Raw genomic sequence first — 20,687 nt, 5'->3', positions numbered from 1 at the left:
AAATATGGAAAGAGAAACAGAAAAGAAAGTAATGAATTTAGAGAGAAAACCTTTGGGTGAGCTGAGAAAAACGTGGAAGAAGGTATTTGGGGAAGAGGCACCTAAACACTCAAAGAAATATCTGATACCGAGATTAGCTTATAGAATGCAGGAAAAAGCATATGGAGAAATGTCAAGAAAAGGAGCAAAAAGACTAGAGTATCTGGCAGATCGACTAGAGAAGGGAAAAAGAATAAGTAGTGACAAACTTCCAGTAGCAGGAACAGAGCTAATATTAGAGAGAGGGGAAGAAACGCATGCGGTAATGGTAACAGACAAGGGTTTAATCTACAAAGAAGAGTTTTATACATCATTGTCAGCAGTGGCAGGAAAAATAATGGGAATGAGTTACAATGGGCCGCTTCTATTTGGAATGAGAGATAAGGAGAAAGAATGCTGAAAGAGGTAAGATGTGCGATATATACTAGGAAGTCAAATGAAGATGGTCTAGAACAAAAGTTTAACAGTCTTGATGCTCAGCGAGTAGCATGTGAAAAATACATAAAGAGCAGAGAAGGCTGGGTAGCATTGGCAAAAAGGTACGATGATGGAGGTTTCTCAGGAAAGAATTTAGAAAGACCAGCGATAAAGGGATTATTTGAAGATGTAAAAACAGGAGAAGTAGATTGTGTGGTAGTATATACGCTAGACAGGTTATCAAGGGAAACAAAAGACAGCATTGAAGTAACATCATTTTTTAGAAGGCACCGAGTAAATTTTGTAGCAGTAACGCAAATATTTGACAATAATACGCCAATGGGAAAGTTTGTACAAACAGTGTTATCAGGAGCAGCACAACTAGAAAGAGAGATGATTGTAGAGAGAGTAAAAAATAAAATAGCAACATCAAAAGAGCAAGGTTTATGGATGGGTGGAACTTTGCCATTTGGGTATGATGTAAAAGATAAGGAATTAATAATAAATGAAAAAGAAGCAAAAATAGTAAGGCATATATTTGAAAGATATTTGGAGCTGAAGTCAATGGCAGAGTTGGCAAGGGAGTTAAATAGTCAAGGATACCGGACAAAATCAGATATCTTTAAAAAAGCAACGGTAAGGAGAATAATAACAAATCCAATATATATGGGAAAAATCAAACATTATGAAAAAGAGTATGAAGGAAAGCACGATGCAATAATAGAAGAAGAAAAATGGCAAAAAGCACAAGAATTAATAAAGAATCAGCCATATAGAAAAGCAAAATATGAGGAAGCACTGCTAAAGGGAATAATTAGGTGCAAGAGCTGCGGTGTAAATATGACACTGACATATGCAAAAAAGGAGGATAAGAGATATCGATATTACGTATGCAACAATCATTTAAGGGGAAAAGGTTGTGAATCAGAAAACCGAAATGTAATAGCAGGAGAAGTCGAAAAAGAAGTAATGAGGAAAACAGAGCAGCTATATGAAAATTGGCAAGACAAGACCGAAGAAAAATGGGAAAATTTAAATTTTGGAAAGCAGAAAGAAATAGTGAAAAAGTTAATAAAGGGAGTAATGGTGAAAGAAGATGGAATAGAAGCAAGTTCAGAGAATAAGATAGAATTTATACCGATATGGCTGAAAAAGAAAGGAAATAAATGCACAGTAGTAGAACCAGAAGGAAAAACAAATAATGCGCTACTGAAAGCAGTGGTAAGAGCCTACCTGTGGAAACGGCAACTAGAAGAGGGAAAGTATAGAAGTGTTAAAGAGATGAGTGCCAAAATTAATATAGGTACAAGACGTATACAGCAAATTTTGAGATTAAATTATTTAGCTCCAAAAATAAAGGAAGACATAGTAAATGGGAGACAGCCAAGAGATTTGAAGCTAGCTTATTTAAGAGAAGTACCAATGTTATGGAGTGACCAACTGGAGAAGTTTTACGGCTTAGAATCTTAATTTACAAAAGCAATAGGCAATGGAAAAGACTATGTGCCAGAAAACCAATACTTTAAAACAAAGAATTAAGGTAAACTATTTTTACAGGAACTGATACTTAATTATGTAATAAAAACAGTGATAATCTTAAACATACATATGAAACGATTCCAGAACTCCAAAGTTATTGCGTAAGAGATAAATGTTCCTGATAGCCCTTCTCCCGCTGAATCATGTGGTGGGTCTGATAAAGGAAATTCTGTAGGTATCACAAAAGTCAATTCAATCAAACACAAAAGGCTATACCTATAAAAGAATAAACATCAAGAGAGAAAAATAATTTCTTTAGAAGAATCTCTAAATTATTAAGTTAACACTTATCCCCCTACTATTTCTTCTCACCTTGAGAGTATAGTTTATACCTCAAAAAATCTTACTTTGAAGATACATCAATTTTTTTACCCTCCAAGACCTTTCTTTTGTTTACTAATTTTAGTTGACTTCATTAACACACTACTATTTCTTTCGAAGCTCCCATCTTTTGCAGCTGGTCTAAACTATCGATTGGCCTCATAAGAGTAGATGGGACACCTGATTTTTTCACTACAAAATTTGATTGTTTAATAGTTTCAGCTGACTCTATAAGTATTCTACCGTTTCTTTCAAAACCTTTATCGTTAACAGCTTGTAGAACACTTTTTCCTCCTAAAAAGCAGCTTTCTCCTAGACTTGATTTATCTTTTAATTTGTTAAACTTCTCCTGGTTCTCTCCATCAAGCTTTACTTTTATTATATTACTATCACTAGGATACAGATGAATACTAATCTCGCCTACTTCAGTGGTAAAGGACATTTCAATGCTATCTCCTAAGACATCTGTATAATTTCTTTTTCCTCCTATATTTTCAACTCTTACTATACTCTCTCCAATCTGTAGGATGCTACTTTCTATACTAAAGTTTTCATTCACCTTACTATTCATAACCTTTCCAACTTCAACAATACTGTTTTTTGGCCACCTAAAAAGAACAAGATTGTTATCTACTTCTACTTTCAGATCATCATCTTGAACTTGTTCATTCTTATTTATTAAACCTTCATATGCGATACTTTTCAGTTTGTCCTTAATTTTTTTACACTCTGTAAAAATAGGCTCATCACTTCCCCACATAGTTTCACCTATCATTCTATTATTGTAAAAATCAGACTCTATTTTTGCACCTGCTAATAGTAGCTTATTGACAATATTGAATAAAGGTTCTAAAGCCTCTTCCCACTCATCTATTGCCTCTTCCCCATTGTCCTTATAACGTGATATAGTAGTAGGAGTTATACGCATAACACTGCTAGCATTAGCAATGTCAATTATTTTTTTAAATATAAAATTCGACACACTACGTTCATAGTGATCACAGCGTAAATTTAGCTTTATTTTTCTTTTCAAATGTTCATCTATTAAACGTTCCATCTTTTCTAGAGTGACCTTTGCAGAACTTTCGTATCTATTTTCATGAAACTCTTTCATTATACTTTCCATCTTGTCATGAAATTCATCAATCGAAACTTTTTCGCTCTCAGTTAACAGATTTGCTAAATTCATTAAAATTGAGTTCTCTGGAATAAAAGAACTTTCAACAACAGTATTGTTGTCTTCAACAACGAACTCATGCCAGTCATCAGTTTGTTCTTGATCTAACAATGATGGACTAGACTCCAGAGTTTGCCAGCCAAAATGTTTTGTATGCTGTTCTTCAGCAGCTAACTGACCAAGTGGCTTTTTTTCATAAACTTGCTTAGTCTCTAAAATATGTCCTAACACCATATTCCCTCAATCTATAAATACATTATGTACAATAATTAGCATAAATAAAAGCTAATGCAAGCATAATTTTTCTAATACCAATTTCCGTATTGTTTCTATTATCATGTAAAAATTCTTCAAGAGGTTCAGTATTATCAAATGAACCACAGTTAGAAGCTAAACATTTTAGAGCACTAAGTAACTTCTTGTTTAAATTTTTTTGACTTGGCGTAAGGTCATGATCTAGAGCAAACCAAACACAAATCTGTTCACTTAATCCAAGTTTGCTATCTATCAAAGATAATGGTTCATTATAGTTTCTGACTGATGGTAAGTCTCCTGAGTACCACATATCATTCATCAGCTCATTTAATAAATGCTCTTTAGATGATAGATGTTCTATAATTGATTCATATTCAAAATCAGATGGCTCTGGTTTGGATTTTGGTTTTAGTAGATTGATAATAGATTTTACTATCCCAGTAGACTCACCCATACTTATCCCTCTAAGCTAAGATATATGATACATTGTATGCGATATGTAACATTAAGTCAATAACCATAATCTTTTTACTACTCACGTCGTTAAGCTTTTGTGAAGTTTTTATGGTGAGTAATATAAGATCTTTAGACAATCAAGCAGTGTAGCATTTACCCTACAGTACGGCTTGTTGTCTGTTTTGAATTTGTTACTATCTCACACCAACTATTTTTTTTCTTTTCATTAGATAAGGTAATTTTTTCAGAAGATTGACGTAGTGTTTCATGTTTTTCAAAATATCCTCGTTTAATCGCATCATGTACTGAATATCCACCAAGTAAGCAATTTTCTCCTATTTCTTCCTTATCTTTTAATTGATCAAGTTTCTTCTTGTCATCGTCACTTATCTTTACTTCAATTTTATTGTTGTCTTTATCACTAGAACGTAGATGAATACTAATCTTTCCTACTTCAGTAGTAAAAGACATTTCAATGCCACCTTCTAAAACGTCTGTATAATTTCTTTTTCCTCCTACATTTTCAACTCTTACTATACTCTTTCCAACATGAAATATATGATGTCTAAAACTTAAATCTTTCACTTTTGGATTATTTATAACTTTTGCAACCTCAACAGTGCTATCTTGCGAATATTTTACATAAAAATATCCATTATCCATTTCTACGTGTAAAGCTTTGCCTTGGGCACTACTGTTTATAATACCTTCATCTGCTACACTTTTTAGCTTGTTATCAATTTCTTCACATTCTGCAAAAATCTCATAACTGAACCCATAAGTTGCATACAATAACTTATCATCATAAAAGGAACTGCATTTTACTCTTCCACCTTTTAATAGTAAATTACTCATGATATTGCGTATAATACCTATATTTTTATCATCTGATACACCCTCGTAGGCAGGAATATCTCTTATTCCCTTAGAAACTAAACTTGTTATAGTCTCACTATCGTCTGATAAACTCTCATAAGGTGGTAATCCCTTATGCTGTCGTATTCTATCAGGGATATTTCTTATTTCCTTAAAAATTAAACTTGTTATAGTATACTTATCATCGTTATATTTTGAATTGAGTCTTATCCCTTTTTGCAAATATTTATTTGTTATGCACTCTATACGCTCTAAAGCAGTGTTTGTAAAATTTTCATGCTTATCCCTATAACCTTGATCATTTTTTGTTACTACATCTTTTAACTCTTTACGAAATTCATCAATTAGACTTCTCTCACTTTCAGTCAGTAGTAGATCTAACTTAATTAAAGCAGAGTCTCTTGGACTAATAGGGTAATTTTTCCAATATAAATCACTATCATCAGTTTCACTCTGATACGACAATGTATGTTTTACACATGTGTCAACAGCCTCCCTAGTTTCATGTCTCTGATCAAGGTCATAACATTCCGAACGATTACTTATTCCTTGAACAAACAAACTATAATCATCTAAATCTGTTATGTCATCTTCAGGCGTTGGTCCCTCATTGCTATTACACTCAATTTTTGAATGCCATGGCTCAGTATTTAATTCCTCTCCTAGCTTTTGTTCACTGATAGATTCTACAACATATTTTACTGACTCTGTAACCATACTACCTCCTAGCCTAAATATAGAATATATTATGTACAATATATAATATTGGTCAAGCTAATTTCAACACAATCTTTTTACTACTCATATTTTTGTTAAGTTTTTATGGTGAGTAACAATGGAGTATATAGAGAGGTTAAAAGTTGCTTATGACTCCAAATTCGAGCTAATTTTACTATAAATCAACATGGTTAAGACCTATACTTGATATCACTACTATAAGAGCATGATGAATTATACTTTAAAGGAGTACGGAAACTGCTGAAGCTTATACAGTAACCTGCGGAGCCACTTCAGCAGAATAAACAAACACATGCCAGTATTAGTAGAGAATTATTTATAAGTCAACTAACTTTTTCAAAAAATATTTTAGTGAAGATACCATGCTAGCTAGTGTTATAAAGAATTGAATTATTGACTCTTCCTAAGATTGCAAAAAGGGTCGTATATTTGTGAGAACAAGCCGCGTAAAAATAAGGTTATAAAAATAGAAGATTTAAATTATTTTTATAAGCTTAGGCAAAATAGTTCGTATGTAGATATGGATGAAATGGGCTAATATGGGTAGTTTTAGCGTATAGTAAAATTATTATATTAAAAAGTTCGTATGGTACACATGGTAGACCAATGCATTCCAAAGAAAACACTTCTCACGGCCCTTGGTTTTGGTTGCTGGAAATGGTTATTTTATTTAAGTTCTTAGTAAAAAACATTAATAAATCAACATTACTCCACTTGCAAATGTATAGAATGCAATTCTTTTTATTAACACTTGTATAGAAATATTCCAAACTTCCCTATAACTTTTTCTGGCTAAGGTAACTACGTTCTACAGTAAATATTGGACATATACAGCGCATCTTACGTTTAAATTATCTGACACCCCAAAAGTTAAGAAAGACATTTTGAATGGAACACAATCATGCCATCTTAAACTAGCCGACTTAAAGAAGATACATCTGTCATAGAGCAAGCAATTTGAGATTTTTTATAGTCAAGGGATCGTTATTTGTTGGAGCAACATCAACTATGGTACTATATGACCACTCAACATAAAACCGCTGCAAAACTATATAGAATTTACAAACCCATTACTAGTGATATGGTAGGAAAACGAAATTAGTATAGTACTCCCTACCACACACTTATAAGGCCTTAACAAAACATTGAATTTTACTACTTACCCTTAGAACTACCTGCAGAATTAACCTGAACTATATTAAGGGCTTCTGTTATTTTAGTAGATACTCCATCTTTTTCAAGATCTATATCTTCCATTTTTTTTAATTTCTCTTGTTTATCTTTTAACAAATCATTCAGATTCTTGTGCATAGTGTCATCTCTTTCCAAAGACCCTCTTGCCATTACTATTGCACCTGTCAGTACTTCACATTCTTTTATTTTTAATTCTTTATAGCTATCCCTACTTTTGAACTTTTCATTATGAATTGCATCAAGAAGAGTGACAATATTATCAAATTTACCTTCAAGAATATACTCTCTCATTAATGATTTTTCTGCCTCATAAAAAGCAGTTCTTGATGTTTTACCACCTCTTATTTGGTCGTCACCTTTCATTAGGTTATTTTCCACCCATTGTGTAATCAAGTCAGGGTTATTATTATTCACTGCATCACATAAGAAATCTGAGTGTGCTTCTTCAAATGCCATCTGTAAATTACTTTTACGTTTTTTCATATAACCTCCTATATGTATATGTTCCTTAACGCCTTCTCCTTTTAAGAGTTGCTCAATATTAGTGACAACTCCTTCTTTTGGTAGTGCTGTAATATCACTTCCATCGATACCACCTTCCCCTGGCAGTTTTTTAGTGTGACTTTCATCTACAATGATACTGCTTGCTTCAGAAAAAGACTGATTTTGTTCTTGATATTTTTCAAGTGTTCGATTTACCCAATCATCATTTAGTACTTCTCCAATTCTTTCGTGAAATGGCGCATTAATATAGTCTTGCTGTACTAAATTTATAAAAGAATTTAGTACCTCTTGCATTCCATTTCCTAATCCTTCTTCCACTGCACTTTCCATAAAACCATCCTTCAAGTACCTGTATGGCACTAGATGAATAATAACATGAGAAACAATTTTACTAGATAGTATTTTTCCTATTAATTTATTAGCCATTCCTGAACGAAATATTGCTTTATCATTATAACCTTTTGCTTCATTTATTTTTAACCTTCTATATTCATCTCCTTCTTGTACTAAATATTCTGCTTCTCTTATACCACCAGCAGAAGGATATACTTTGATAGCATCCCCTGCCTCTCTTCTTGGCGCTAATACTCTTTTTTCCAACGGTTTAAAATCAAATACTTCATACAAATGTTTTGCTACATGATTATAAAGAACATCATTTAGATTATTTTTATTAATCTTCCCATTATAATTACCTAAATCTTGACTATGTGTTCTAATAGTAGAATTACACTTTTCATTATAATCATCCAAATATTTCTTACTTTCTTTTTCATTGATATTATATGAAGTAGTTTTTAGTAAAGAATTTAAAACACTCAACACACATGCTGTTCTCTTTACTATATATCCTTCATTATTCACAATTCTAATACGAAGATTATAATCTCCGACTATCTCTTGAGTGATTTCGTCATGTAGCAATACACTAAACACCTTTGCTTTAGGTTCTTTTGCATCGTTTTGGCTCTCATATAAACGAATTTCTTCTGATAGAGTATTACCTTCTTCAGGAAAAGCAGCATGTATGTCTTGATTAAACATAGTTAATATTATTCTGGCAACTCCCTCACACATTATTGTAACAGTGTTTATATCTTCTGCAGCTAATCCATCAGTTAGATAATCAATTCCATGACTTATGTATTTTCTAAGTCTTGCATTAAAACCAGTGCGAGCTTTTTTTATTTCTTCTTCTGTAAAAATTTTTTCTTTGTTAATGGTTTCGATAATCTCTTTATCGTATATTAAGTGATATCTATTGCGTTGTCCTTTTTTAGTTTTAGTCGTGAGTTTAAATTTATTATGTTCATCAGAAGAAATAATATTATTTTGTCGAAGTTGATCATACTGTCCTTCTGTCAAACACAAACCTTCTCTGCTTATTATTAGTGGAGTCATAACTTGTTCTACCATGTTTTTCACATGTAATATGTAGCCACCTTTTTCTTTTACTTTCACCGCACTTTCAATAGCACTCTTTATCGAAGAATATGGTATAACATGACGCATTTGCTTTGTAGAACTTCCCAATACCTTTGGACGTCCTACTACAGCGATTTTAGTATCATCTTTACTATCAACTATAATATCTACTAGCACATCAGGGCTCATCTCTATTTTAAGCAGATCTTCTAAAAACTTATACGCGTAAGCCTTATCATGTCCTCTAGGTATATTTCTTCGGGCAATTGGTGTAGAGGTATGTGGAGGAGAAAAAAGACCATGTGAACCTAAGCTTCCACTTAATGTTACAAATCTATTACATACATATGGATTTTTCATCTTTCTAGTAAATTCTTGTTTTTTAGAAAACGACCTACAGACTAATTCTCTCTCATTTCCTTTCTTCTCCCCCATAAACATTTTGTACTCTTTAAATGCAAATGATTGCTTAACCTCTTCAGTACTGTTACTAGGTAGTTCTTTTTCTACCAACGCCCTCTCTCTTTCACTGAATCTTGAGCCACGACTGTTGACCATATGAGAAACAGTGTAGCATCTTACAATTCGTTGATCACGTGAATCTTTTCTATTAGTTAGAACAGCAAACTTTAAATTTCTTTCTTCGATGTCATTTTGATTGTTACCTAAATAAATTTCTCTGCTGCCTGCAAAAATATTAGCAAAATGGAAAGATTCGCCAAGGTAACCTTCAATCTTTTTTTCAAGATCATTAAGAGACTTATTACTTCCTCTGTCGTTTTGTTTTCTCAATACTGGCTCAAAGTGACCAGTGCCTTGATTGACTAAACGTATAGTATCACTAGCATCGTAATCATAAGGATCCAAACCACGATCATGGACTCCTTCACTATCTACTAAAACATAATTACATTTGTCTGCACCTTTCTGCATTTCTGCGACATACAATTTTACACCATAATGCCCACAAAGTATCCTACCTTCAATGTCAGAATCACCCCATACTTTACTCTCACAAATCTCTCTTACATATTGATCTATATTTTCAAAATTTCCTTTATCAGGATTATTATGCTCTACAAGTTTTCCCTTAATAGCATTGCGAAACCAATTGTAACTTTCATCTGATGGATTACCTAATGCTTTTGATGCAAAATCTTTACACACTCCACGCAATGCTTTGACAGTTACATCTATACTCTTTGTTTCTTCTAGTCCTTGCCTGAATGAATCAAAGAAACAATCTCCTCCAGCAGCTGCTTTTCCTGCACGAAAGCCTGAAGGCAAACTTGACTCATTTTCTTGCATAAACACCCTCACAAATAAACATACAAAACTTACTTCAACCAATACAACAGCGAAACCACTATCATACAGTCAACACCACGATTAATTAATTGCTTCTAATACTGTAAGCCACTTACTTATAAAGGCATGATATCAACTATGCTTTTATTGTCAAAAATTATTTGACTCAAACAAGGATAAAAATTTTATTTAGGTTTATATCTTTTATAAAAGTGTAACTGTGGATAAGTTCTCTAATTGCATGAAAATCAATAATATTTTTTTTGTATCATGAAAAATATTTTTTGATGTAAAATTCAGCTCTAATACAACCTTTTATTTACTAAAGCATCGTATTATCTTATTCAATCAAAAGGTATCAATTCAAGCAACTGCATTAAGTTAAGGAAAGATTGTCTAATATAGCAAAATTTAAAATAGGTGTTTTATTTGTTACATTTATTTTTTAGAGCATTTTTACCTAGAGTAATCTATATAACCACTAACCTTATTAATTACTATCTAAAGTAGTTTTTCCATCCCATTTTTTCTTTATGCTACTTTCCCTTAACTTGATATATATGCTTTTTTAAATATTTCCGTATTAATCCTTTAATTTTCGGATCTCATCTAAAGAGAGGCCAGTGATTTCAGCGATAACATCAATAGAGACACCGGCCTTGAGTGAGTTTTTTGCAACTTCAATTTTACCTTCAATTTTACCTTTTTGATGGCCGATTTGGATGCCTTCTTGTCTACCTTCTTGTCTACCTTTTTCTTGACCTACTTTAAGACCCTCATCAAATTTTTGGGCTAAAGCAGCTACCTCATCCATTATGCGTTTTTTCATTTGTTCATATGCTAGTAACTCTTCTTCTGACCAATTAAACTTATTCATCTCTTCATAAGCTCGTTTTATTATTACGTCACTACCAACTATTTTATCTAGATCCTCTTCCCTTGTTTCTCCTGCATAGCGAAAAAAGTAACACCATTTTTCTACTATATTTTCTAGTTGGTCTTCTTTTGTCTTTGTAAATTTTGGTAGTTCTATGAATACAAAGTAAAAATCCTTTAAGTCATGTTCAAAGCTATTTTGATCTAAAATGACATGATTAGATTTGTACTCAGTCTTATCTGGAAAAATAATACAATCAGCAACAGCAATAAAGATAATTTCTTTAAGGTTATGATAATCATCACCTTGATCAGCTTGACTTGAGTAGGCTTTAGCAGCGTAATATTGAGCACGCTTCTCAAAACCTTTAGTTTTAGTGAACTGCATCTCTATAATGTATCTTGAACCTTGAGAGTCTTTACAAAGAACATCGACAATACTCTGCTTTTTAGCGGCAATCTCAGGATCCAAAATGGTAGCTAAGAATTCAACATCGTGAATAGCAGCTAAGCCAGTAAAGCCTAAAATATCGTTCAAGAAATGAATGAGAATATCTTTATTCTTCTCGGTGCCAAATATTCTTTTAAAGGCATAATCATTGCGTGCATCAAGAAACTTCGAAAGAGCCATGAGAAAGTAAGATAAAAAGCATTAATTATTATACACAATTGTGAGGAAATGTTCAATCTTTTTATTGTTTTAAATGTGTTGATGAAAAAACGTCTGTCAGAGATCATCTGAGAATTGCATTTAAGGCTTTAGATGAAAGAGGGGATATCATCTTTTTATAGTTGCCTTATAAAAGGCCTTAAAACCCCAGCAAATGAATTGATGAGCTATTAAGAGCTTAAAAATATTTATTTTCAGTGTGAGAGACTAACCTCCTAATAAAAATAAGAGCCTAAAAGCTCAATTACGATTTACCTAACATCGTGAGGACAGGTTTGTCAATCTCTCACACCTTATATTTTAAAATATTCAAAAAATAATATCAACATATTTTGGTAGCAAATTTACGTTGAATCTATATCCTGTAAGTATGGGCGAAAAAAAGAAGGTTATAATATATACAGATGGAGCATGTTCTGGAAATCCAGGGCCTGGTGGATGGGCAGCCGTGGTAATGTATGAAAATAAAAGTGTCTTTATCAAAAAACGTATCTCTGGAGGTGAAGAGAACACAACAAATAACAAGATGGAGCTAAAGGCTGTAATTAATGGGCTAAAGATGTTAAAAATTTCCTGCAGAGTTATTGTACACACTGATAGTCAGTATATTAAACAAGGTATAACAGGATGGATCAACAAGTGGAAAACAAATGGTTGGAAGACAGCTGATAAAAAGCCAGTAAAGAACAGGGAATTATGGCAGGAGCTAGATGAAGTTGCTTTACAGCATGATGTTAATTGGAAGTGGGTTAGAGCTCACAGTGGTAATACCTATAATGAAGAGGCAGATAGACTTGCTAGAAAGGAATCTAAAAAGCTAAAATATAGAGATTGTGAGATCAAGAAATCACAAAAAAATAGAGGGAGCTCTAAGTTTCATAGATTGGAGGGAGTGTTATGGCAATAATTCTTTTAGACACAAAAACTATAAACCGTATAGCAGCAGGAGAGGTAATAGAAAGGCCAGCGAGTGTAGTAAAGGAATTAGTAGAAAATGCAATAGATGCTGGAAGTTCAGAAATAGAGATTAAAATAGAAAGTGGTGGACGTAACCTTATAACTGTGATAGATGATGGAAATGGAATAGAAAAGAACGATCTGGAACTAGCACTTATGAGGCATGCCACTTCAAAATTAAGTGATAGTGAGTTAATAGAGATCAGACATCTTGGCTTTAGAGGGGAGGCTCTGCCTTCAATTGCAGCAGTAAGCAGAATGAAATTATCATCCAAGGCAAGTGGAGCAAAGGAAGCATGGTCTATAAGATATGAGGGAGGAGAAAAAATAAGAGAGATTACCCCTTGTTCTTTGTTGCAAGGTACATATATTGAAATTCGTGACTTATTTTTTGCGACTCCAAATAGACTAAAATTTCTAAAAACCGAAAGAGCAGAAACACAAAGTATTGTTGATATTGTGAATAACTTAGCGATGATTAATTATAGTATTGGGTTTACTCTCACTTCTGGTAATAAGAAGCTCTTAAAATATGTTAAGCAAACTTCGCTGTTCAACAGATTATGTGAAATAGAAGAAGAATTTCAAAGCAATTCACTGGAAGTTAAAGAGGAAGAAGAAGGCATCAAACTTAAGGGACACATCTGTAAACCTAATGTCAATCGTGGCAACTCAACTCAGATTTATACGTTTGTTAATGGAAGGCCAATAAAAGACAATTTACTTGTTGGTGCAATTAGATATGCGTATCACGATTTTATTCCAAACAATAGGTATCCTTTTGCAGTGTTGCATTTAGAAGTACCATATGACCAAGTAGATGTAAATGTGCATCCAAATAAATCGGAAGTAAGATTTCAAAATAAGAGGTTAATATATGAAATAGTGAGAAGAGGGCTAATAAAAGCGTTGTCAATGAGAATAGATACCTCTTCAGTGAGTGATATTGATGGATCTAGGTGTCAAGGTATTGGAGAAGAACTGGGTGGTTCGCCTTTTGATGTTAGTGAAAGTCAAAGGAATAATGAGCGTGTTAATAATGGAAAAAGCAGAGAAGTAAAGGGTCAAAAAGAATTTTACGAAAGGAGGCCAAATCTTTTAGAAAATCGTCTAATGAAAGAATTCAATGCACCAGATGAAAGAAGGCAAAGCTTACCAGAAACGTTTAAATGTGGAGAATCTCCACCCCAAAAGGGAACGATGGTTTTAGAAAGGAAGCAAATTGATTTAATAGCGGATCATCCTCTAGGATATGCACGCTGTCAGGTCTACAATACTTACATTATTGCTGAGGCTAAAGGCGAATTAATTATAGTAGACCAGCACGCAGCTCATGAGAGGTTGATCTATGAGTGCTTAAAACAAAAATCAAGCATAAAAAGGCAAAAGCTTCTTCTTCCTGAAATAGTCGAGATTAAAAACCAAGCAGGAATGGAGATGGTTGAAATGTATAAAGATAAGCTTTTCGAAATGGGTTTTGGTATTGAAATAGAATCAGAAGATAAAGTAAGGGTGAAAGAAATACCTGCAATTTTAGGAACAATAAATGTGAAAGAGATAGTGATGAATATAGTTGATAGATTAATGGAGATAGGAGATACGCTACCTATAGAAGAAAAAGTGAACAAGATACTAGCTACCATTGCGTGCCATGGGTCAATTAGAGCTGGGAGGGCAATGAAGTTGGAGGAGATGAATGAGTTGATGAGACAAATGGAGGAAACACCTTATGCTGGGCAATGCAATCACGGAAGACCAACGTATATAGAAATGAAACTAAGTGATATAGAAAAATTGTTTGAAAGGAGATGAGTTCAGTTTGTCAAAAAGGTTCCCAATTAAGTATACGTAACAGCTCTTCTGGTTATGGAGTATAAAATGTGAAAAAAGAGAATAAATGCTCTAATTTTTTAGATTACAAAGTAATAGGACAGGAAGTAAGAAATCGTAGGTTAGCAAAGGGATATACTCAAAAAGATTTAGCAAAAAAAATCGATACAACATATCAGGTAATACTGCAATATGAAAAAGGAACACGCAGAATTTCAATTAAGAAGTTATATGAATTAGCAGAAGCATTATCAACAACTGCTAGAGATCTAGCTTGCGGACAAGAAGTATCAAATGAGGAAAAGTACGAGGGAGAAGAGGTATTAAATCTAGTAAGAAGACATAGAGAGATTAAGGATCAAGAATTACGCGAAACGTTTTATTTATTAACTAAATTCATCCGTATTAGTGAGGAAGAAAGTGGAAAGGCGGTAAAAATAGAAGTAGCAAAGGGTTTAGTTAAGGAAGGAGTTTCTACTCATGTTATCTCTCGAACAACTAATTTATCTATTGGTGAATATGATAATGATGAAAAAAAAATTTCTATTCCGTATAAAGTAGGTCGAAGAATAAAAGAATGGAGGTTGAGAAGAGGATACACACAAGAAGATTTAGCAAGTAAAGTGGGCATAATAAATCAAAGAATATATGAATATGAACAAGGACGAGCTGGTGTTTCACTTGAAATGTTAGATGAAATAGCAAAGGTACTATTAATTAATATTACAGATCTGCTTCCAGAAACAGCAGAAAATGAAAATAGTGAAGTGGAACTATCAAGGTTAATAGAAGAATATAAAAAGATTAAAAGCCAAGAACTACGTAATGTACTAATAAAATCTCTGTTTGAAAGCATACAAATTTGCGAAGAAAAAGTGAAAAGAGCAGAAAAGATCAAAATTGCAAAAGACTTAGTAAAAAAAGGAATTTCTATCAATATTATTTTAAAAACAGTAGGCATCTCTTTAGACGAAATTCAACAAATTTAAAATAAAAAAATCAGCATCTATTAATATCTTTACTTTTTAATGAAAAAATAAGTAAAAAAGATTGAGAAATTGATTTGACTTCACTCGAAAGCTATGGCTCTATGCCAATGCTGATAAAAAACAGCAGTAAATATTTAAAAAAAGTTTGTTGTTAGTGAAGGGTAAATTATATGAATAAAAGTAAAGAAGAAATCGAATTCAGAATATTAGAAAGCAAAGGCAAAGCACTACTTGATCGTGAAATAATGGAAACGTTTCTAAGTGCAGTACATGAAAGGCCGCAGGCTCAGGAAATTGCTAAAAATCTGGTGAATACTTATACGGGAGTAGGAAGGATTTTAGGTAGAGAAATGGATGACCTGAAAGTTATAGAAGGAGTGACTGATTCTGCAGTAGCAATGATTATGTGTGTTAAGGAAACACTAGAAAGGGTACTGAGAGAAAAACTCAAGAGTGAGCCAATAATGGACTTACAAGGGCTAGTAGAGTACTTAAACGTAAGTATAGGCCACTCAGAAAGGGAATGTGTAAAAATACTGTATTTGAATAAGAGGCGCCAATTAATCGGAGAAGAATCTTATATTGGTGAAATGGAAAAAGCACCGGTGTATATAAAGGAGATTATAAAAAAAGCATTAATAAAAAATGCAACATCAATAATAATGTCACACAACCACCCTGGAGGGAGCTTAGAGCCGTCAGAAGAAGATCAAGCAGTAACGAAGAGCTTAGCAGCAGCATGTAGTACTGTAAGCGTAAAATTGTTTGACCATATTATCATCACAAGTGGAGGCTATTTCAGCTTTCGAGAAAACGGATTGTTATAGTAGAAAGTATTTGCAAATCTACTCACTATAATTTATAATGAGTAATAGAATGTATAATAACAAAGTTTTTGAAAAGTATTTTTAATAGTGAGGATAATATGGGTAATAAGATAATTGTACCTTTTGATGATCAAGAAGGAGGTACTTACGAGTTAAACATTGATCTTGATAGATTATCAAAAGGTGAGATGTTAAATGCTATTGTAGGAATTGGTCGTACTAAAGAGCAGTCTACTTTTGTAAGTAAAATTAATAAGGCTAAAAAGCTTGGAGAGGTGCCTTTTCCTAGCAAAAACGTTCGCGAAAACAAAATCAACTACGGAAAAGGACTTGATTATATATATGGCACAAAACCTGTAAGCGATCAAGCAGATTATCCAGAAGTGTTAAACCCATTTGCTTCAAATTTGCAAAAAATAAAACCAAGTGCAAGCGAAAGTGAAAAGTTGAGCTGGTTTAAGAGTGCTGTGGTAGAGGCAAAGAACATAAATGAATTGAACAAGGTTATAAGTCAAGTACTAGCTGCTGGAGCAAGGCTAAATGCATATAATGATGGGGAATGGAGTTTTGCAGAACATGTAGTATTAGGTACACATTTTCATAAATTAGAAAAAAGTGATCGAAAAAAGATAATGCGTAAATTAATGCTAAGCGGTGCAGAGTTTCATGATACTCTACTACAGAATAAACTGATAGGTGAAATCTATAATGAGCTACAACCAGAAGTTCAGCCACAGATAGATGAGAGACTAGAAGAACTAGAGAAAGCTGGCGAAAATGCTATGCAAGAAGGAGAATTAATAGATGTTGAGATAGATAATACAACATCGTATATAGAATTTTCTGGGAATAGTAAGGTAGAGGTAGCTAAAATACTGAGAGAGTTAGGAAGTAATATTTTAAAAATTGGTAATGATGCAGTTGAGGTTAAAAGTGAGAAGGGAGGTATAAGAAACTATACCGATATTTCAGATGGCAGCTCTGTCATGTTAGAATTTCCTACAAGCATTGGTAAGCTAAATATTATATTGTACCACGATGTAAAAAAATATGATCAAGTACAAGTAAGAGTAGAAAATAAGGAAATATGGTCTAAATTACAAGAAAGAGGAGAAGAAATTGGAAAAAATTGCCTTTTCGGGGGAGTAAAACTTAAAGAAGCAATAGAGAGAGGTAGTTTCACTAGATGTGGCATATGGAGTGAAAAGTATGCTATAAAAGAGATTAGTAATGATGAAGTATTGTCTCCGTGGGTAAATAGGATACGTGAAGGTAGTAAAGAAACTTTTAGAAAACTTTAATGTGTCTACAGTCAACTTTAAGGTTCCAGAGGTTTTTTCTTACCATTATATCTGGAGCCTTAACAAAATTGAGCTATAGTAGAAAATATTATACGCATGGTTGTTTTCGTGGAAAAAAGTCTAGATTGTGAAGTAGGGGAAAAAGTGAAAAATTGGAGGTTAGAGAGAGGTCATACTCAGAAGGATTTAGCGAGGAAAATTGGTGTAAAGTACTGGGTGATACTACAATATGAAAAAGGGAATCGTAGAATTTCAATTGAAAGGTTGTACGCTATAGCGGAAGCATTGTCAGTAAGTATTGTGGATCTAATTCCTGTATCAAGTGAGAAAATTTGCCTTGAAAATGAAGAAGAAGAGATACTCAATCTGGTAAGAAAATATAAAAAGATTAACGATAAAGAGCTACGTAAAATGTTTTGTTTACTAACCAAATTTGTCCAAGTTAGTGAAAAAAGTAGTAGGAAAGCAGAGAAAGTAAAAATTGCAAAGGGCTTGATTAAAGCAGGGGTTTCTGTTGATATTGTTGCGAAAACAATTGGTCTCTCTGCTGATGAATGTATTGAAGAAAAGGTTGGTTCTATCTACTACCAAATAGGAAAGAAGATAAAAGAATGGAGGCTAGTGAGAGAGTATACTCAAAAAGATTTAGCAGAGAAAATGAATACAACCCGTCACGAAATAAGCAACTATGAACAAGGAAGGACTGCTGTTCCACTTGATAAATTATATGGAATAGCAAAGGTGTTATCAATTAACATTATGGACCTACTTGAACTCACAGGAGATGAGATAGAAAATGAGCTACCTGATTTGATTAAAGAATACAAAGAAATTGAGAGCCAAGAACTACGCAATGCACTAATAAGATCTTTATTTGAAGGCATAAGGATTTGTGAGGAGAAAGTGAGAGAGATAGAAAGGATTAAAGTTGCAAAGGATCTAGTAAAAGGTGGAATTTCTATTGATATTATTTTGCAAGCGGTAGGTTTACCTGTTGATGTAGTTTTAGATGGGTAGCTCATGAAAAAATTATAGCAATAAAGTTTTTTTCTTAAATGGGGGTATATGTGTTTGTTTCTGCAAGCAATGTTAGCTATGGAATAGGGCAAAGAATAGAAAATTGTAGGTTAATGCGAGGTCATACTCAAATAGGATTAGCAGGTCAAATAGGTTTAACATACCAAGAAGTAAACAGTTATGAAAATGGATATAGCCCTATTCCAATTGAAGTACTATATGTAATAGCAAGAGTATTATCAGTTGATGTTGTAGATTTATTACCTGAATCAGTAATAGTAAGGGAAGACAGCTATGAAGACGAGGAAATACTCTATCTAACAAAAATATACGAGAATCAAAAGTTAGGCAAAATAGTACCTTCATTAGTCAGGTTTGTTCATATTAGTGAAAAAATTAATCAAGAAGAAGCAAGATTAGAGGTAGCAAAAAATCTAGTAAAAGAAGGAGTTTCAGTTGACATAATTTCCCAAGCAACCGGCCTATCTATTTACGAGTATGATAATACAGAGAAAGAAGTCTGCACTGATTCTATATACTACAGAGTAGGGCAAAGAATAAGAGAATGGAGATTGATAAAAAGGTATACTCAAAAAGATTTAGCAAACAAAGTTGGTTTAACACTCAAGGAAATACACGAGTATGAAATAGGATACACTGCCATATCATTTGATAAATTATATCAAATAGCAGAAGGATTATCAGTGAATATTAAAGTTCTGCTACCTAAAACAAATGAAGATAGTGAACTACTTAATTTACTAAGAAAAACTGAAGAGCAAGAATTAGTGAAGAAATTTTTATCTAGGGATATGAAGAATAGCAAAGAGAAAGTTAAAAAAACAGAAAAGATCAAGGTTGCGAAAAATCTAGTGAAGGCAGGTGTTTCTAATGATGTTATTTTGCGAGCAAGTGGCCTAACTGCTGATGAGTTGGGTGAGTGTGAAAATTGAATGTCTTTAAGATATAAGTAAAGTTAGTTAATGATTTAACCAGTAGAATTTGCTAACCAACTTTTTTGGCTCAGTTGAATTTTGCTTGGTATAAATTAAGATATGAAATCGCAAAGTTTATCTATTAATTTCTGGTTGTCCTCTATCATTGCATTTGCCTCTTGCTGAAGAGATTTGATATTTTTGAGTGTAATATTGTCCATCTCAGTCGATGCTACTTTCAATTGCGATTGTATTCTTATATATTTATCGTCTATTACTTGTTCTAGTTGATAATCAACGCAATCCAATCCAGAGGCAAACATCACATTCAGTAGTGGCTTGATCCACCCTATTTTGCCAAATTTCCTTGAGTTAGCATACTTTATACTTCTATCTGTTCCACCAGTGCCTATTGATAGCAGTATAATCTCATCATTTGGAAATAACCTCTTACCACTTGCATATGCACAAGCCGCTGGATTATTGGCAAACACTCCACCATCTATCAATACTCTCTCTGTTTGGCTAATTTTCAGACGTTTTGGTGTGAAGTACGTTGGAGCAGCTGTTGTAGCTCTGAGTGCATCTTTCAACTTAATGTTTTTTTCTTTCCAACTTTTGAAGAAAAATTCACAACTATTGTGAATGTCATAACTGGTGAGTAGTAGATTACTCGCAACATCGGCCATAGTACTTTCACCAAAGTATTTGTTGAGAATAAATTCCATATTTCTATATGAGTACTGAGAACCACTCAGCCAAGAAGCAATTGATTTTCTCCAAAATGATGATTGAAAGATATATGCTCCATACTCTTGGTAAAGTTCAACCAAATCATTGGCAGAGTATTGAAGTTTATTGCTTTTACAAAGTCCAGCAACAATAATCCCACCGGTTGAGGTTCCTGCCATTAAATCAAAAATCTGGGAAATTGGCTTTTTTGTCCTAGATTCAATTTCTGCTAGAATAATGGCAGGTATTATCCCTCTAATGCCACCTCCATCTACAGATAAAATGTACTTTGTCACTGTAAAAT

The 20,687-nt window shown here is 33.2% G+C and carries 14 protein-coding genes and 1 pseudogene; 9 read left to right on the top strand and 6 right to left on the bottom strand.

Annotated features, from left to right (window positions below):
• Positions 1–4: 4 nt before the first annotated feature.
• Together ABWU65_RS01890 and ABWU65_RS01885 are read left to right on the top strand one after the other, a co-directional pair.
• Complete coding sequence (locus ABWU65_RS01890; RefSeq protein ID WP_353280141.1) at positions 5–439, top strand: DUF2924 domain-containing protein; 435 nt, start codon at positions 5–7, stop codon at positions 437–439.
• Complete coding sequence (locus ABWU65_RS01885) at positions 433–1,926, top strand: recombinase family protein (RefSeq protein WP_353280139.1); 1,494 nt, start codon at positions 433–435, stop codon at positions 1,924–1,926. Before ABWU65_RS01890 ends, ABWU65_RS01885 begins: the two co-directional genes overlap by 7 nt.
• A 484-nt stretch (positions 1,927–2,410) precedes the next feature.
• On the opposite strand, the gene ABWU65_RS01880 is transcribed toward ABWU65_RS01885, so the two are convergent.
• The 5 genes from ABWU65_RS01880 to ABWU65_RS01860 all read right to left on the bottom strand — a co-directional run bounded on the left by ABWU65_RS01880 (position 2,411) and on the right by ABWU65_RS01860 (position 11,756).
• Entirely contained in the window at positions 2,411–3,727 is a 1,317-nt protein-coding gene (locus ABWU65_RS01880; protein ID WP_353280137.1) for a hypothetical protein, read from the bottom strand.
• A 22-nt stretch (positions 3,728–3,749) separates the two neighbouring features.
• A complete protein-coding gene (locus tag ABWU65_RS01875; protein WP_353280136.1) occupies positions 3,750–4,202 on the bottom strand; it encodes a hypothetical protein in 453 nt (150 codons plus the stop codon).
• Between the two features lie 155 nt (positions 4,203–4,357).
• Positions 4,358–5,797, bottom strand: coding sequence for a hypothetical protein (locus ABWU65_RS01870; protein ID WP_264720027.1), 1,440 nt, complete (start codon positions 5,795–5,797; stop codon positions 4,358–4,360).
• A gap of 1,176 nt (positions 5,798–6,973) precedes the next feature.
• Positions 6,974–10,249 carry a hypothetical protein gene (locus ABWU65_RS01865; RefSeq protein ID WP_353280134.1) on the bottom strand — a complete coding sequence of 1,092 codons (3,276 nt, stop codon included), beginning with the start codon at positions 10,247–10,249 and terminating at the stop codon, positions 6,974–6,976.
• Positions 10,250–10,832: 583 nt separating this feature from the next.
• On the bottom strand, positions 10,833–11,756 hold the full coding sequence (locus tag ABWU65_RS01860; protein ID WP_019236486.1) for an Rpn family recombination-promoting nuclease/putative transposase: 924 nt from the start codon (positions 11,754–11,756) through the stop codon (positions 10,833–10,835).
• Positions 11,757–12,165: 409 nt separating this feature from the next.
• On the opposite strand from ABWU65_RS01860, the pseudogene rnhA reads away from it, so the two are divergent.
• The 7 genes and pseudogenes from rnhA to ABWU65_RS01825 form a co-directional block, all read left to right on the top strand.
• Positions 12,166–12,612 (top strand): annotated as a pseudogene (rnhA, locus tag ABWU65_RS01855) (ribonuclease HI); the annotation flags it as partial.
• A gap of 80 nt (positions 12,613–12,692) precedes the next feature.
• On the top strand, positions 12,693–14,564 hold the full coding sequence (gene mutL, locus ABWU65_RS01850) for a DNA mismatch repair endonuclease MutL (RefSeq protein ID WP_264685427.1): 1,872 nt from the start codon (positions 12,693–12,695) through the stop codon (positions 14,562–14,564).
• 68 nt (positions 14,565–14,632) lie between these two features.
• Entirely contained in the window at positions 14,633–15,571 is a 939-nt protein-coding gene (locus ABWU65_RS01845; RefSeq protein WP_264685428.1) for a helix-turn-helix domain-containing protein, read from the top strand.
• Between the two features lie 170 nt (positions 15,572–15,741).
• Entirely contained in the window at positions 15,742–16,398 is a 657-nt protein-coding gene (locus ABWU65_RS01840) for a RadC family protein (protein ID WP_264336146.1), read from the top strand.
• 98 nt (positions 16,399–16,496) lie between these two features.
• Entirely contained in the window at positions 16,497–17,699 is a 1,203-nt protein-coding gene (locus ABWU65_RS01835) for a hypothetical protein (RefSeq protein WP_264336147.1), read from the top strand.
• 96 nt (positions 17,700–17,795) lie between these two features.
• Positions 17,796–18,716 (top strand): helix-turn-helix domain-containing protein, encoded by a 921-nt coding sequence (locus tag ABWU65_RS01830; protein ID WP_019236456.1) that lies wholly within the window; start codon positions 17,796–17,798, stop codon positions 18,714–18,716.
• A gap of 38 nt (positions 18,717–18,754) precedes the next feature.
• Complete coding sequence (locus tag ABWU65_RS01825) at positions 18,755–19,669, top strand: helix-turn-helix domain-containing protein (RefSeq protein ID WP_405197082.1); 915 nt, start codon at positions 18,755–18,757, stop codon at positions 19,667–19,669.
• Between the two features lie 95 nt (positions 19,670–19,764).
• On the opposite strand, the gene ABWU65_RS01820 is transcribed toward ABWU65_RS01825, so the two are convergent.
• On the bottom strand, positions 19,765–20,679 hold the full coding sequence (locus tag ABWU65_RS01820; protein WP_019236454.1) for a patatin-like phospholipase family protein: 915 nt from the start codon (positions 20,677–20,679) through the stop codon (positions 19,765–19,767).
• Positions 20,680–20,687 lie beyond the last annotated feature (8 nt).

Origin of the sequence: Wolbachia endosymbiont (group B) of Silvanus unidentatus, assembly GCF_964028615.1 — a bacterium.
Classification (GTDB): Bacteria; Pseudomonadota; Alphaproteobacteria; order Rickettsiales; family Anaplasmataceae; genus Wolbachia.
This window is presented reverse-complemented; position numbering and strand designations above follow the sequence as displayed.

Coding starts and splice junctions, on each gene's coding strand:
- ABWU65_RS01890 (WP_353280141.1), top strand. CDS start 5: ATGGAAAGAGAAACAGAAAAGAAAGTAATGAATTTAGAGAGAAAACCT.
- ABWU65_RS01885 (WP_353280139.1), top strand. CDS start 433: ATGCTGAAAGAGGTAAGATGTGCGATATATACTAGGAAGTCAAATGAA.
- ABWU65_RS01880 (WP_353280137.1), bottom strand. CDS start 3,727: ATGGTGTTAGGACATATTTTAGAGACTAAGCAAGTTTATGAAAAAAAG.
- ABWU65_RS01875 (WP_353280136.1), bottom strand. CDS start 4,202: ATGGGTGAGTCTACTGGGATAGTAAAATCTATTATCAATCTACTAAAA.
- ABWU65_RS01870 (WP_264720027.1), bottom strand. CDS start 5,797: ATGGTTACAGAGTCAGTAAAATATGTTGTAGAATCTATCAGTGAACAA.
- ABWU65_RS01865 (WP_353280134.1), bottom strand. CDS start 10,249: ATGCAAGAAAATGAGTCAAGTTTGCCTTCAGGCTTTCGTGCAGGAAAA.
- ABWU65_RS01860 (WP_019236486.1), bottom strand. CDS start 11,756: ATGGCTCTTTCGAAGTTTCTTGATGCACGCAATGATTATGCCTTTAAA.
- mutL (WP_264685427.1), top strand. CDS start 12,693: ATGGCAATAATTCTTTTAGACACAAAAACTATAAACCGTATAGCAGCA.
- ABWU65_RS01840 (WP_264336146.1), top strand. CDS start 15,742: ATGAATAAAAGTAAAGAAGAAATCGAATTCAGAATATTAGAAAGCAAA.
- ABWU65_RS01835 (WP_264336147.1), top strand. CDS start 16,497: ATGGGTAATAAGATAATTGTACCTTTTGATGATCAAGAAGGAGGTACT.
- ABWU65_RS01830 (WP_019236456.1), top strand. CDS start 17,796: ATGGTTGTTTTCGTGGAAAAAAGTCTAGATTGTGAAGTAGGGGAAAAA.
- ABWU65_RS01825 (WP_405197082.1), top strand. CDS start 18,755: ATGGGGGTATATGTGTTTGTTTCTGCAAGCAATGTTAGCTATGGAATA.